The organism is Photobacterium sanctipauli (assembly GCF_003026495.1).
GTDB classification, from domain to species: domain Bacteria; phylum Pseudomonadota; class Gammaproteobacteria; order Enterobacterales; family Vibrionaceae; genus Photobacterium; species Photobacterium sanctipauli.
Window position 1 is genome coordinate 50,710 of the sequence record NZ_PYMA01000006.1, and the last position, 15,460, is coordinate 66,169.

Consider the following 15,460-nt stretch of genomic DNA (forward strand, 5'->3'; position numbering starts at 1 on the left):
TTTTATCTCTTATTTATTAGCTTAGTTATCTAATTAAGCTTTGAATTTTATTCTTAAAATAAAAAAGAGGTATCTGTACAGTACCTCTTTAATAATTTATATAATTCTTATTTTTGCGATTCATAACTATAATTATAATAACCATAGTTACCACCATAATAACTGCTCGCCTTACGCACAACAGCATTCAAAATAAAGCCTTTCACTTCAATACCGTTTTGCTCAAAACGCTGTTTAGTTATTTCAATTTCTTTCACTGCATTTTGGCCAAAGCGCCCAACCAGTAATGTAGTACCCGCATGGGCCCCGACTATAGCAGGGTCGGTTACCGCTAGAATTGGCGGGGTATCGACAATTACAATGTCGTAGTTTTTTGAAGCCCAATCCATTAACTCTTTAAAACGCGGATGCATTAACAATTCAGATGGGTTTGGTGGTACATCACCACGACCAATGAAATCGAGCCCTTCAACACCAGGTTGCTTTAACAAAGATTCAATATTCGTTTGGCCACTTAAGAAATCGGAAAGGCCTGGTTTATGACTAACCGCCATTTGCTTTTCCATACGCCCTTTCCGCATATCAGCATCAATAACTAGTACTTTTGAGCCAGATTTAGCGACAACGGCTGCCATGTTGGCTGAAACGAAGGATTTGCCGATACCAGGACTTGGACCTGAGATCATCAATATATTGTTTTTCGCTTCCATCATAGCGAAATGCAAACTGGTACGTAGGCTTCTAAGAGCCTCGATAGAAAGGTCAGCAGGATTAGAAACTGCTAATAGCGTATCTTCAACTGTCAGCTGTTTTTTACTTTTTTGTTTTTTCTCAAGCTCTATTTGCCAGTCAGACATTGGCACACTGGCATATACCGGCAAACCAATACTTTCAATTTCATCGGGGTTTTCAACACCTCGATGGAAAGCTGCACGCAATAGAGCAATTGCTACTGCCAGCATTCCACCAAGTAATGTTGCCAATACCACAATCAGAGACTTTTTAGGCTTCACTGCACGGGTATATGACTGAGCGACATCCAAAATACGAACGTTACCTACCGTACTGGCTTTCATGATATTCAGCTCTTGCACTTTGTTTAATAACTGAACATAGATTTGCTGGTTGACTTCAACATCTCGGGTTAGGCGCAACACTTCCCGTTGGGTTTTCGGTAGTTTCTGTACTTGGCGATTTAAGCGGTCACGCTCACCTAAGAGGGTTTGTCGTTTATCAAGAAGAGCTATATATGCTGGGTGTTCTTTTGTAAAACGCTGTGAAATTTCACTCTCTTTAAAAGTCAATTCATTGAGTTGCGCTTCAAGTTTTACCATTACATCAAGAGTTGATTTTGCTTCTAGTCCCAAATCAATTGATTCATTTTCTTGACGGAATTGGTTTAGCATATCTTCAGATGCAGTCAATTCTGTTTTAATGTCGGGCAAATGAGTACGCAAAAAAGCTAAACTATTTTCAGCTTCAGCTGAGTTACGCGCTACATTTTGCAAAAAGTAATTCTGACTAATATCGTTAAGAATTTCTTCAATGTCTGCGCGCTCTTCGCCCTCATAAGAGAGTTGCAAAATCCCTGTTTGCTTTCCTCGCTCACTCACAGATAGGTTTTTCTGCAAGCTTTGAATCGCATCTAACCGTGAACGTTTAACAACAGTAAACGAATCATTAGCCTCAGCACTGATAGAGGACACAAATAATGTGAACTCGCCCTCTTGTGCAATTTCTCCCACTTTACCGTTTAATACTATACGTTCATTAGTGTCAACTAATTCATATTCACCAGTTTCAGCATCTACAACCGTTAAAGTAAACACAGGGGCATCGATATATTTCGGAATATCGAAGCGGCTAATTTCTACTCGATTACTGACGCCTTGAATACGAGCCAGGCCTTTGCCGATAACAGGTAGATAATTAGGTGTTGCAACTGTGGTTAAGTTCAACTTATCAACAGTTTTGCCTAAGATCATTCTTGATTTAATGATCTCAATCTCAGTAGATGAAGATGACTCACTGGCAAACAGTTCGCCCATTTCGCCTAAAGCCGGCATACCAGAGTTTTTTTGTTCAACTTGAATAAGTGCATCGGCTTTATAAACAGGTGTTGCCAATAGCGCATAAATAACGCCAACAATAGCAAACAGAAAGGTAAGCGCGATAATACTCCAGCGATTATCGAGCAAGATACCAAACAACTTACCTAAATCAATTTCATCCGATTCTTGTTTGGCTTGTATATTTTGATTAATGGTCATAAGTATTCAACAAGTATAAGTGCTTTAGATTGTGAAGGATTCATACGATATTGACATACCGTTATGGCCAAGTTCTTACACGCAGTGCGGCTTCCGTTAAGTCGTTAAAGCCACTGATAGTTGGTACAAGCTGTGAGATAACTCGATTCCAGCGAACAATTGGGGCAGCGGTTACATACACAATATCGTATGGTTCAAGTTCGAACTCAGTACCGATAACAAGCGCAGATGCATCTTGAATATTAAGCTGATATACATTGGCTAACGTACTATCTTGGTCGTTGTTAACATTACTACGAATTACAAACACACCTGTTGCATCTGCCGAAAGCTGGTTAATCCCACCTACATTGCTAAGCGCCTCGGTTAAGCTCATGCCTGCGCGGTCAATTTTAAGCAGTTGCGGGTCGTTCACTTCGCCCATCACGAATACTTTTTGTGCATCGTTGCGCGGAACATGAACAATATCGCCAGGGCGCAAGAGACGATTTTGGGTTAAATCACCACGCTGCATCAATGCATACAGAGAAACATTTTCCTCTGTTCCTTCTCGAGTCAATGTCACATTGCGCCAATCGGCATCTTCAGCCAAACCACCAGCACGGTTAATCGCATCCAATAAAGTCAGCGGTACATTGGTAATCGCTTGCTGACCTGCTTTATCGACCTCGCCTGTTATGTACACCTTTTGAGAACGAAACGAAGCAACATTAACATCAACTTGTGGGCTTTCAATATAAGCGGCTAAACGGCGTGCCATTTCATCACGCACTTCAGTCACTGTCTTTCCTTCAACTTTAACCAAGCCAATGTATGGATAGAAAATCGTGCCATCGGCATGCACCCAGTTACCCGCTTCAGCCGAACTACGATATGAACCAGCAGGAATAGTGAGCTCAGGATGATCCCATATGGTCACATTTAGGATATCACCAGGGCCAATACGATATTGATAACGGGCAATTTCTGCATCTAACGCTGTATTTACCTGCGAGTAGACTTTTGGTGTTTTAAATTGGCTAACCGCAGCCGCAGTGAGTGGGTAGACGTTTACTTGCTCATTAATATCTGACTCAGCACCTTGTGCATCATTACTCGCAATAACATTCTTGTTATCGACAGTTAAATGTGAACCTGGCACTGTACATCCCGCAAGCATGGCCGTCGCCATTGCGGTAAAAAGAAGCTTCTTTGTGAAATGCATAATTTGTAATCGATAATAAAAAGATAAGGATAAGCTTGATCTGAATAATCAAGTTGCAGCCAAACATTGTGCACTTGCTTGGCTGTCATAAATTTTTTTATGGAATTTATTGAACAGTAGCTAGATGCAACTACCGTGCTCATGTGGTGAATTTTAACCATTAGGATGCCTAATTAGTGTAATCACCCATGCTACCGCCCTTAGGTTATGGCTCCCAATGACCGTAATTTGATATATTTTTAACTAGTTACGTTGTACTTTAGAGTGTGCGTTTTTGCTAACTCAATCTTTCAACAACCGAACCTCATAATCAAGCTGACTAAAGGAGGCTTTAGCTAACATACGTAAAAGTGGTGTGTATTTTACACACATTTTCCCCTAAACAAAAGTGAGTTTTTAGCTTCTGCTTTCTATCTTGCTCGACCTTGCACTTCCTAATTTATTAATTACGCATCTTATCAACTCACAACAATCCTTCTGACAAAAGCACCTAGCTTTGTATTTGCTCTATTATCGTGATTTAGAGCACTAAGGTGTAAATCTTTTGTTTCACCATTCGTGTTTGATTGCACATTTTAACTAACCGCCATATCATTGCATTGAAGGCAATTGCTTTTAGAGTTATTTAGAATAACGATTGATTTGTGAACTTTTATTACTGTAAGGGAATAGGATGAAAAAGAGTGCTATTGCTCTGCTAGCGGCAATGACCATGGCTAGCTCTGCATTTGCAGCAACTGAAACAGGCTCTACTGCTGGTACGGCTGGTGGTACAACTGGTTCTACAGCTGGTGCAACCTCTACAACTGCTGCGACTGCAGGTGGTACAACTGGCGCAGCAGCTGGTACTGCTGGTGCAACCGCGGCCGCAGCTGGCGGTATTACTGCAACAGCTGTTGCTGCAGGTATTGCAGTTACTGTTGCAGCTGTTGCCGTTGCTGATTCTGGTAATAACAACACCAGCACCAACAGTAACTCTACTCAGGGTTAATAGAAAGCTAAAGACACATAAAAACAGCTGTGTATCCCATAACCGCACTCTTGTGCGGTTATTTTTTGTATTCATGCTAGCTTTAAAGTTAAGTTTCCGTTAAAACAACAACTTAGTAGCAGATTTTTACTTTTCGTTTTTTGCTGTATAAGGAATTATTGCCGGATGCAACCTTTCCTCTTTAAAAAGTGTATAGCGCTTTTGTGTTCAGTCGCCCTTCTGGCCCTTACTGGCTGTAGCCAGAAATTCAAAGATGTTAACGATACCCTCTCGCTAGCTTTTTTTGGCGATCCTGATGTCGAACTTCAGAGTGATGAAATCACTAACTTACCCTATGCCAGCATCTATGCCCGTGTTGATGATGGCCCTCAGGCTTTTATGGTGCTAGCACTAGCTGAATCAAAGCCATCTTTGAGTTCCAACCAATCAAGTCAGCAGAATAACACACCAGAGAAGTTACAGCTTAAATGGCTATCTTCTGACGGTGGTATGTTAGTCACCGAACATGGCCGGTTAGTTAAAACCCTTAATTTACCCGTTGGCAACCTAGTCAATATTGCCAGCCAGCAAGTTGACCCATTGCAAGCAGGTTTGCACTTGCCCAACTCGCCTAAAACTTGGCAACGTATTATAGATTGGCAGCCAGGCTATCACTTCGGCTACACATTAACCTCGACGTTTGACCAACAAGGTACTGAAATCATCATGGTTAACCAGCAGCCAGTTGAGGCCATGCATTTTAAAGAAGCCGTATATGTGGAAGAGCTGGATATGAGCTATAACAACCAATTTTGGATTGAGCCAACGACAGGTAAAGTGCTTAAATCACAACAAAAATTGGCACCTGGGCTGCCCTATATTGACATTACGCTCTTGAAGCCGTTTTCTTAGAACTAGGGGAAGGAATAATAATGACAAAATCAAAGGCCTTTAGCATGCCCCGTGTTAGATTTTTTGCAGCACTACTTGCCATTTTCGCACCGGTAGCTTTTGCTAATACTGTAGCATCAAGTACTGATTCTGAATCAGTTACTGTTATGGTGAGCACAAGCAAGGCCTATACTACGCAGCTGAAACGGCAACTTCAACTTCGTTATCCAGCACCGGTGCGAATAGAGCAGGTATTGGCAGACAGCTTTGCCAACTCAGCTCTTCTATTAGAAAAAGGACAGACCTCCAATGATGTTGGTTCTAATGCTAAATCTAAAGTTGAGGCCATTCAGAGTAATGACATCTATTGGCTAGGGGCTGGTTTATATACTGGCTTCCCCCACCCTGATAAAGCTCTGGTTATTAATCAGCTTGAGCAGCTCGCACTTCAATCGAATAATAATGATAAGGCCATCTATATCGCCTTATCGCAAGCACTGACTCAACTGACTATTGGCGAACGTATCTTCACACCGCTTGATTATGATGTGGTTCGTATTACCCCATCAGCCAACCCGTTGGTTAATCAAGATGTCAGTTTGGTGCTACCCAAGCGTCCACAGTCTGTATATGTACTTGGCGCTGTAGCAAAGCCTGGTGATATTCCGTGGCAAACGCGCTTAAATGCCGATGGTTATATCGCTCATACCCAGCCAAGCAGCCTTGGTGATAATAGCGTGGCAACAGTTATTCAACCGGATGGCACCGTCGAAAGCCATTCCATTGCTTACTGGAACCAAAACCACCAAGATATCGCCCCCGGTGCAATTGTGTATTTGGGCTTTTCTTCTTTGCCATCGGGCTACCGCTCTCTCAATGACGAGATCATCAACATATTAAGGAACCGAGCGCTGTGATGCACCCTGCTGTAAAAACTTCACTGTCAACCATTACCTTGGCTATGCTGCCGGTACTTAATGTTCAGGCAGACGAATTTAGCTATCCCGTATTACAACCATCGCAAACGGATTTCGGTGGTGTCGGCCTTATCCAAATGCCTTCTGGCCGAATGGCCAAAGAAGGCGAGTTCAATGTCAGCGGCACCTATAATGATGAATACCACCACTACGCCGTCTCGCTCCAGCTTTTACCTTGGTTAGAAACCACGGTTCGCTATACCTTGGTACAAGATCTCCTCTACAGTGATGACGAAAGTTTTAGTGGAGACACCAAATACACCGATAAAGGGATCGATTTTAAAATCCGCTTAATCGAAGAAAGCTACTGGCTACCAGAAACCTCAATTGGTGTGCGTGACTTTGGTGGTACTGGCCTATTTGATGGTGAATACATTGCTGCTAGTAAACACGTTGGCCCGTTCGATTTCACCGTAGGTATCGGCTGGGGCTACCTGGGTAACAGTGCTAACCTGAGTGGCGACAAATCGGTTAGCGAAGATTGTGACCGCAACACCGGTTATAAGGGCAAAGGTGGCACCATTGACTACGAGCGCTGGTTTACAGGCTGTAGTGCCTTGTATGGTGGAGTTGAATATCAAAGCCCTTGGGCGCCACTACGCTTAAAAGTGGAATACGATGGCAATGATTATGCCAGTGACTTTCCCGTCACACGCGGCGGCATTGATATGTCGCAAGACAGCAAATTCAACTATGGCCTTTTGTATAAAATCGGCTCATGGGCAGATACCCGTATTAGCTATGAGCGAGGCAACACTTGGACGTTCGGTTTTAGCTTAAGTACCAACTTCAACAATTTGAAAGCCAGCTGGCAAGATGAGCCCGCTCCCACTTACAAACCTCAAAATAGCAAGGCTGCCGATGAACTAACCAGCAATGAATGGAACCAACTGGCTCAAGATCTTCACCAAATCGCAGGCTATAAAGATCCAACCATTTATGCTGATGATAAGTCCATTACCGTCGTGGCTGAGCAGAACAAATACCGCGATCGAAATGATGCCCATCACCGGGCTGCCACAGTCATTGCCAACCAAGGTGTGGCTGTTGATCAATACCGCTTGGTCGAAACGTCTAACAAACAGTTGGTCACCGAAACCCAAATCGACAGTCAACAGTTTGCCAAAGCGGCCAATCATGAATATTTCGGTGCTTCCGTTGAAGATGCAACAATAGTTACGAACCCGAAAGAGCCTGAAGGTGAGCAATATGCCGCTGCAGACAAACCTTGGGAAGTGAATGTTGCCCCTACCCTTCAGCAATCCTTTGGTGGTTCAGAGAGCTTTTACCTATTTAATCTTGGGGTAAATGCAGGTGCCAACTACTGGTTTGGTAACCATGTTGAACTAGGTGGCTCGGTTTACTTTAATATTTACGATAACTACGACAAGTTCCTATACGAAGTACCTAGGGATGCCACCGATAACATTCGTGTCCGTACCTTAGTGCGTCAATATATCAGTGATAACCCCGTTCGCCTTGATAACTTACAGCTGACTTGGATGGATCGCCTCGCGGATAACTGGTATGGCCAAGCCTATGCCGGCTACTTGGAGATGATGTTCGGTGGCGTGGGCGGTGAATTACTCTACCGACCTCAAGGCAGCAACTGGGCATTTGGCGTTGATGCCAACTATGTGGTTCAGCGTGATCCAGACTCGCAATTCGGTTTCTACACCGAGGACACGATTACCCAAGAAGGTGAAACCTATCAGGTACAAACCGGTACTGTGACAGGCCATGCAACCGCCTATTACCAACCTCAATGGAGTTGGCTGCCAAATACACTGTTTAAAGTAAGCGCTGGTAAGTACCTTGCAGAAGACATTGGTGTGACTATCGACTTCTCTAAACAATTTGATAGTGGGGTGATCGCCGGTGCCTTTGCTGCCCTAACCGACATGTCGGCTGACGAGTTCGGGGAAGGCAGTTTCAACAAAGGCTTCTACATTTCTATCCCGTTTGATGTGATGACAGTGAAGCCAAGTACTAACCGAGCGACTATTTCGTGGCTACCACTCACCCGTGATGGCGGACAGATGCTAAACCGTAAATATGAATTGTTTGGGGTAACGGACCCAAGATCACCTTGGTACGGTCGCAAGCCTATGAACTAAGCTGTATATGTTTCATCCAAAACTAATAAAGGGGTATTTTCAAAATATCCCTTTTTTGTAGAAGCCACCTCAACAATCAAAGTGTTTTGATTAGTTCAACAGCTTTACCACTATTTTGTGACATTGAGCCTATATCTTTTCGAATCAATACTATTTGTACGCAAAACAAGCTATCATCCACCTATTAATATAAGTGTCATTAATGACGCAGCTTAAATTTATATCATTATCAATACTTTATATAGAAGAGGTAGAGCATGTTTAGGGTGTATGCTCGTTTTTCGGTGAACTATCCTATTGTTCATAAACTAAATATTCTGCTAGTCGCAGCAATATTTTTGTTAAGTTGTTACCAGCTACTTGCTAATGAAAACCTTTTATTTGGTATCAGCTTATTACTTATCACAATACCAACATTTATTTTTGCCAAGTCATCAGACTATAAGCGAAAGTACCTAAGCACTAATAATTAGTTGAAGTAATTAACATTTTCTGTTTAACAATAAAAAAAGCACCCGAGGGTGCTTTTTTTATCAAATCTTTAATCGCTTTCTAGACAGCATGTTGCTGAAGCTGTTGCCACATATCACGCACAATCAGTTGATCAGCCGGTGCCAATTCAGATTGTGCAGTTGCCAGGCTTGCATCAACCTCCTCCACCATTTGCTCTACCGTTGCTTTGCCAGCCAGTTCACAATTGGCAGCAGACAGTGAAATATGGCCTCTAAGGTAGCCGCCAGCAAAAAGCTCGTCATCCGATGCTGTTTCTACCATCTGGTCAATCAGGGTAAGCAACTTTTCTTCAAATTGCTGGATCATAATTCTCTCTCAAAGTCTGTCGGTTTTAGTGGCCCAACCTGATAAAACTCACGTAAGGCATTAGATAATGTGTGGGCGCGTTCGGGAATACCTTGCTCTAGGTAAGCCAACACTTGCTCATGCACTTTATGGGTAAACGCAGCCCTATCAGGCTCACAGTCACCACTGAGGTTATCACAGCTCACTCTAAAGCGAAAACCACAGCTGGCTGACAAAATCCACTCTATGGCTTGCGGTTTTACTTCTACTTTTTCAAATTCAGCTTGTACCTCGGCGGTCCGCCCATCAGGCTCATACCAGTAACCATAGTCTTCTAATAAGCGTCGTTTAGGGCCTGCAATACACCAATGCGCAATTTCATGAAGTGCCGATGCAAAGTACCCGCGAGCAAAAATAATCCGGTGATGAGGGTGCTGCTCGCCAGCGGGTAAATAGATAGGCTCCTCGCCACCTAATACCAACTCAGTGTTATACGATTCAATAAATACTTCGTTAAATAGCGCAATCAAGTCGGCATTGTTATGCTCAACCGCTTGTTGAGCAACTTCACCCTTGCACTCTCCAGCGAGTATTTCACAACAAACACTCATACTAACGCTTCACCCTATCACCCGCACCTTTACCAATTGCCGTTTGCAGGATGTATGAAAAATATGCCGACAAGGTGAAGGTATCTATCATCTCTTTATCTAGCTCCGCCAACTTGGTCGGAGTTGACATATCAACCCCATTAATTTGCGCTAAGCCCGTAATGCCTGGTAACACATCCATCACACCTCGTTTTTGGCGCTCTTCTATCAACTCCGTTTGGTTGAACAAACACGGACGAGGGCCAACAAAGCTCATCTCGCCTTTCAACACATTAATAAGCTGCGGCAATTCGTCTAGCTTGGTTTTGCGCAGAAAGTTGCCCAGCTTTGTCACCGAACTGGCATCAACTAAGTGGGTAGCCACAGATTCGGTGGCCACGGGCATGGTACGGAATTTATAAAGCGTGAAGGGCTTTCTATACTTACCTACTCGCTTCTGGGCAAACACAGGTGAGCCGGTATCATACAATCCCACCAGATAAATTAGTCCCCAAAATGGAATGGTTAAGCAAATTCCAACCAATGCCAAGAAAACATCGAGAACCCTAAAAAATGGTGACTGCATACAGCTACTACCTATCAATAAATTTGAAGGGCAAGTCTAAAGCTGTGCCTAGCGAAGTGCAAGGCAATATCGGTCATATATTAGCCATCAACTTAGCTTGATCAATAGTATAACTGGCTTGATTCATGACAAGCATTTAAAATGTTTAAGCTATCCATTGGGTGTACCGGTACCGATATGTTTCAACCTATTTTAAGCTTGTTCAGTGCTAAACGTGTTACAAAGCGAGTGATTACTGTTCTCTATGATATTCTGGCAATCAATTTTGCTTTATATGTCGCTATTGCACTGCGGACAGGCAGATTAACTATACCGTTTGGGCCAGAGGAAGTGACTAGCTTTGTCGTTACTGTACTGGTTACCATTGTCGTTTTTGCCAAGCTAGGACTATATAGAGCCGTACTAAGGTACATGATTGTCCCTGCCTTAGGCCATATTGCCCTAGCTGTCATTCTTTCTGCCTTTGCCCTAGCCATTTCCAGCTTCTATACCCACTCGTATATTCATCGTAGTGTTCCTGCCATTTATGCTGGCATTGCAGTTCTTTTCCTAGGGGCTCCCCGGGTTTTGGTCCGCATGTACTTCGACCGTTTCTACCGCAAAGGAAAACCGCATGTACTTATTTACGGTGCAGGTGCGACAGGCCGAGATCTTGCCTATGCACTAAGGCAAGGTTCTGAGTATCATCCCGTTGCCATGCTAGACGATGATAAAAAGAAATGCGGTAACATTATCTACGGTTTAAAGGTGTACCACAGCAGTGAATTCGAAAAACTCAATGGACTCTACCAACCTGTAAAATTGCTGCTGGCTATCAATAATATCAGTACCGGGGAACGTTTAAGACTTGTTAACAAACTCTCGAGTTGGCCTCTAGAAATTCAATCCGTACCCTCTGTTGAAGATATCGCTTCAGGAAAGTCCAGCTTAACGGAAATCAAAGATCTTGAGGTGTCTGATTTACTGGGCCGCGATAGTGTTGAACCGCAAGAAAGCTTAATGAAGGCTTGTATTGAATCAAAAGCTATCATGATTACAGGTGCAGGTGGCTCGATTGGCTCAGAGTTATGCCGTCAAATTGTTCGTCGTAAACCCAAGGTGGTTTTGCTATTCGAATTAAACGAGTACAACCTGTATAACATCGAACGTGAACTTCAGCAGTACATCAAGTTTACTAAGCAAGAAATAAAAATAATCGCCGCATTAGGATCTGTTCAGCATAAAAAACGCCTCGAAAACTTAATGCTCACCTATGAAATCGACACCGTATATCATGCGGCTGCATATAAACACGTACCTATTGTCGAGCACAACACTATCGAGGGCATACGTAATAATATATTTGGAACCTGGTTTACAGCTGAAGCGGCAATGAATTCGGGTGTAAGTAACTTTGTCCTAATCTCTACCGATAAAGCAGTTCGCCCAACCAATGTTATGGGTGCGAGTAAGCGCATGGCTGAACTAGTACTGCAAGCATTAGCAGATTCAGGCAGCAATACAAACTTTACCATGGTTAGATTTGGCAACGTATTGGGCTCTTCTGGCTCTGTTGTTCCGCTATTCCGAGAGCAAATTAAGAAAGGCGGACCTGTTACTGTCACCCACCCAGATATAACTCGCTACTTTATGCTTATCCCTGAAGCTGCACAGTTAGTCATTCAGGCTGGTGCTATTGCCCATAACGGACAAGTTTTCGTGCTCGATATGAGTGAACCAGTGAAAATTCTTGATCTAGCCAAGAGAATGATTCAATTAATGGGGCTTAGTGAAAAAGTGGGCGAGGATTGCGACGGTGACATTGAGATTAAATTCACAGGCTTAAGGCCAGGTGAAAAGCTCTATGAAGAGCTACTCATCGGAGAAAATGTCACCGGTACAGAGCACCCAAAAATTATGACCGCCCAAGAAGACAAGTTAAGCTGGCCTGAAATGGAAAGTGTTTTGAATGAACTTGACGAAGCTTGTCATCAAACTGATCTGGTAAAAGTTCGTGATATATTGCTAAAAACACCGACAGGTTATGTACCAGAAGGCAATATCTACGATCACCTTTATAAAGAGGCCTAACAAATGGGCATACCGAATCAGTTCGGTATGCCATCATTCGCTCATGCTACTTCTTGATAAAAGCGGTATCTATACAACTAGTAGGATTCCATCCAAGTCGTTTCCTTGCCTTCGCATTACTAATTTCTAAATCATCAAATAATTGGGAAGCTAGCGAAGATTTACCTACCAAACCAGCCACAAACTTCATTAAGCGAACAGGAATAGGCAACTGAATCAGACTGACGCCCTCAGCTTTTGCAAGGGCATCCACTAACTGCCTTGTTGATATTGTTTCGTTATCAGCAGCTAAAAAAGTTTGACCCGCTGCATCAGGATGGTAAATACACAATTCGAGAAGCGATACCAAATTATTGATAGAAACAAAACTTTTACGGTTATTCACCATACCAAATGGTAGTAAAGGAACCTTAGTCACTAAGCCCCTTAGCCGCTCTATGTTACCCGGGGCTGCTTCCCCATAAACTAATGCCGGCCTGACAATCACTAGCTCAATACCCAGTTTTTCTGCTTCTAACGTGAGTTGTTGCTCGGCTTCATACTTAGATATTGCATAATCTGAGATAGGATTAACTTTCTGATCTTCAGAAAATGCTTCACCATGAGTAACAGCACCGTTAACACCTATCGAGCTAACAAAAACAAACCGTCTAACACCCGATGCAGCGGCCTGGCATAATAACTCAACAGCACCATCACGGTTAACGTTTCGGAACTCACTCAAGGGGTTAACCGCCGATTCACTGGTAACGTGTGCTCTTGCTGCCAAATGAATAACAGTGTCTACTTTCTCAACAGCCTCATGCCAATCAGTATCTTTTGTAATATTTCCAACACTTACAAGGCCTTCCGCTGTTGTAGACAAGGGGGGATTTAGCTGTTCCGCGTTGCGTACAGCAGCTCTTACTTTGTAAGTACGCCCTAACGCGCCAACTAATGACTTACCGATGAAACCATTAGCACCTGTTACTAGTACTGTTTTCAATGACAACACTCTTAATAGCTAGATAAATATGATATATTATTCTATCAACTTTATTGGTGGTTATCATGTGGTCTATTAGCAACAAGAACAAGTTTCTAATTCAGCGTTTTCTTGACGCAGCATCTGGTTTTTTCCTGTCTTTTTTCTACATTTTCGGCAAAAGAAATAAAAGAATCATATTAAATTCGACAGTTAATAAAGACTTTACCTTTAATTCAAAATACTTGTTTATCAACCATAAAGAAGAATTTGAAAATGCAGGTTTTGAAGTAAAGTTTGTTATTAATGATACAGAAAAAAGACAAGCACTCACAAAAAAATATGGTAGCTATTTTATAAGTACAAAAGGTGTTAAAAACAAAGCTTATATTCTTAGTGCTAATTGTTGGGTTATGAGTACCATGGATCCGCCCATCAGTGGATTATTTATGAAATATAATCGGTTGGTAATACAACTTGGACATGGAACTCCAGTAAAGAATATTGGTTTGATGGATCAATCTGCAAGTAAACTTAAAAAGCTGTACTATCGACTGATGAGTACAAACATCACATACTATCTGAGCCCTTCAGAATTCTTCGCGGAATACATAGGTAAAGCTTTCGGTGTTCGCCAAAATCAAGTTCTCGTTGCAAGACAGCCAAGACTTGATTCAATGTCTTCAGGAAAGTCAGAATTCATTGAAAGCTTCAGATGCAATGATAAAACTAAGTTTATTCTATATAGCCCTACTTGGCGACCATATGGCGATGTACAGCTATTTCCATTTAAGGATTATGAAAAGAGTGAGCTTGAGAAAATGCTTGAACAAAAAAATGCATTTATCTTCTTACGTTTACACCCTAAGTTTGAAGTAGATCTATCAGGGTATTTAAGCTCGCGAGTCATCAATCTAGATTCAAGTAAAGCAGAGGATATTACTGAACACCTTAATCAATTTGATGCCTTAATTACTGATTACTCAAGTATTTATTGTGATTTTGCGATGCTAGATAAGCCTGTCGGGTTTATCCCATATGATCTAAGTGAATACTTAGAAAATGTCGGCTTTTCGCATCCATATGAAGAACTAACATGGGGTACCGCTATTACACAACAAGGTGAACTAGTTAAAATGCATAATAAACAGGATATAAAAGTGGCTAACTTATTGAATATTTCTGAAGACAGAAAAAATATCAGCCACTTAATTATAAATCACTTCTGAAAATAATCTCTGCGTAGGGCTTTTTGAGAAGTAAAGATCGTACGTAGAGATGTTGTTGATATTCTGGCCACTAAAAGAATGAGAATAGCTACCAATATATGGATAGACTTCACAAACAGAACAGCAACAATGCCCAAGAAGAAAATCAGATACAAAATTCCATTACAAACTTGAATAAATTGATTATTATCCAGGTTTAGCATCTTAAGCAATCGTGTTTGATGTGGAGAAAATAACAAATATTCAAGCAATAGAAAGTAACTAACTACAACCGTAACATAAAACAACGCATAATGAGGACTAAGAAGAGTAAAAACTAAAATTGATGCAAGTAGCACTAAAATATCAGAAACTATTTGGCAATAAGGGTTATACGTTCTTAGAACTATCTTTTTCTCAACATCTTTATTATCAAAATGATATTTAGCTTTATTAATGATCGTCTTTTGGTGGTTTGCTATTTTACTTTTATATATTTTTGCCACCATATCAAAAGCATATAGAACAATAACAATAAAAATCATTATACTAATATAAACATTACGCCCTAAAGACTGCTCGATATCCGCTAAAAATGGAATATTTTTTGCTCCTGATAGCAAAAATAACAATTTGATCGGAATGAACATTACTACCATATTTACATATTTACTAAAAAAAATGAAAAATGATAGCTTATTGACTTGTACACCTACCTCATTATTAAAGAATGGAAATAAGTTACGAAGCAAAGAAAAAAAAGCTGTTGTTCTTACAACAGCCGTATTTAGTTTAGATAATATACTCATCATTAA

At 41.6% G+C, this 15,460-nt stretch carries 13 protein-coding genes; 6 read left to right on the forward strand and 7 right to left on the reverse strand.

From position 1 onward, the window contains the following. Positions 1-107: 107 nt before the first annotated feature. The gene (locus C9I98_RS11290) at positions 108-2,270 is read right to left on the reverse strand and encodes a polysaccharide biosynthesis tyrosine autokinase (protein ID WP_107271997.1); all 2,163 of its coding nucleotides are present in this window, start codon (positions 2,268-2,270) and stop codon (positions 108-110) included. Between the two features lie 61 nt (positions 2,271-2,331). Beyond that, entirely contained in the window at positions 2,332-3,474 is a 1,143-nt protein-coding gene (locus C9I98_RS11295) for a polysaccharide export protein (protein WP_036816374.1), read from the reverse strand. A gap of 673 nt (positions 3,475-4,147) precedes the next feature. Here C9I98_RS11295 and C9I98_RS11300 point away from each other — a divergent pair. The 4 genes from C9I98_RS11300 (at position 4,148) to C9I98_RS11315 (ending at position 8,429) form a co-directional block, all read left to right on the forward strand. Further along, positions 4,148-4,465 carry a hypothetical protein gene (locus C9I98_RS11300; RefSeq protein ID WP_036816372.1) on the forward strand — a complete coding sequence of 106 codons (318 nt, stop codon included), beginning with the start codon at positions 4,148-4,150 and terminating at the stop codon, positions 4,463-4,465. 201 nt (positions 4,466-4,666) lie between these two features. Then, on the forward strand, positions 4,667-5,356 hold the full coding sequence (locus tag C9I98_RS11305; RefSeq protein ID WP_338049183.1) for a YjbF family lipoprotein: 690 nt from the start codon (positions 4,667-4,669) through the stop codon (positions 5,354-5,356). A 20-nt stretch (positions 5,357-5,376) separates the two neighbouring features. After that, positions 5,377-6,252 (forward strand): capsule biosynthesis GfcC family protein, encoded by an 876-nt coding sequence (locus tag C9I98_RS11310; protein WP_036816366.1) that lies wholly within the window; start codon positions 5,377-5,379, stop codon positions 6,250-6,252. Next, on the forward strand, positions 6,252-8,429 hold the full coding sequence (locus C9I98_RS11315; protein ID WP_036816363.1) for a YjbH domain-containing protein: 2,178 nt from the start codon (positions 6,252-6,254) through the stop codon (positions 8,427-8,429). Before C9I98_RS11310 ends, C9I98_RS11315 begins: the two co-directional genes overlap by 1 nt. A gap of 552 nt (positions 8,430-8,981) precedes the next feature. On the opposite strand, the gene C9I98_RS11325 is transcribed toward C9I98_RS11315, so the two are convergent. The 3 genes from C9I98_RS11325 to C9I98_RS11335 are packed head-to-tail and all read right to left on the reverse strand — an operon-like array spanning position 8,982 to position 10,403. Beyond that, positions 8,982-9,248, reverse strand: a complete 267-nt coding sequence (locus C9I98_RS11325) for a YfcL family protein (RefSeq protein WP_036823633.1) — start codon at positions 9,246-9,248, stop codon at positions 8,982-8,984. Further along, positions 9,245-9,838 carry an elongation factor P hydroxylase gene (locus C9I98_RS11330; protein ID WP_051902249.1) on the reverse strand — a complete coding sequence of 198 codons (594 nt, stop codon included), beginning with the start codon at positions 9,836-9,838 and terminating at the stop codon, positions 9,245-9,247. Before C9I98_RS11330 ends, C9I98_RS11325 begins: the two co-directional genes overlap by 4 nt. Position 9,839: 1 nt before the next feature. Next, positions 9,840-10,403 (reverse strand): sugar transferase, encoded by a 564-nt coding sequence (locus C9I98_RS11335; protein WP_036823636.1) that lies wholly within the window; start codon positions 10,401-10,403, stop codon positions 9,840-9,842. A 177-nt stretch (positions 10,404-10,580) separates the two neighbouring features. On the opposite strand from C9I98_RS11335, the gene C9I98_RS11340 reads away from it, so the two are divergent. After that, entirely contained in the window at positions 10,581-12,473 is a 1,893-nt protein-coding gene (locus tag C9I98_RS11340) for a polysaccharide biosynthesis protein (protein ID WP_036823646.1), read from the forward strand. Positions 12,474-12,519: 46 nt separating this feature from the next. Here C9I98_RS11340 and C9I98_RS11345 read toward each other — a convergent pair whose 3' ends face one another. After that, positions 12,520-13,458 (reverse strand): NAD-dependent epimerase/dehydratase family protein, encoded by a 939-nt coding sequence (locus C9I98_RS11345; protein ID WP_036823638.1) that lies wholly within the window; start codon positions 13,456-13,458, stop codon positions 12,520-12,522. A 65-nt stretch (positions 13,459-13,523) separates the two neighbouring features. Between C9I98_RS11345 and C9I98_RS11350 the strand changes: the two genes are divergently transcribed. Next, positions 13,524-14,666: a CDP-glycerol glycerophosphotransferase family protein gene (locus C9I98_RS11350; RefSeq protein ID WP_107271999.1), complete on the forward strand. Its 1,143-nt coding sequence runs from the start codon at positions 13,524-13,526 to the stop codon at positions 14,664-14,666. On the opposite strand, the gene C9I98_RS11355 is transcribed toward C9I98_RS11350, so the two are convergent. After that, positions 14,657-15,457, reverse strand: a complete 801-nt coding sequence (locus C9I98_RS11355; RefSeq protein WP_107272000.1) for a hypothetical protein — start codon at positions 15,455-15,457, stop codon at positions 14,657-14,659. The two genes, C9I98_RS11350 and C9I98_RS11355, sit on opposite strands and share 10 nt — an antisense overlap. Positions 15,458-15,460: the final 3 nt, after the last annotated feature.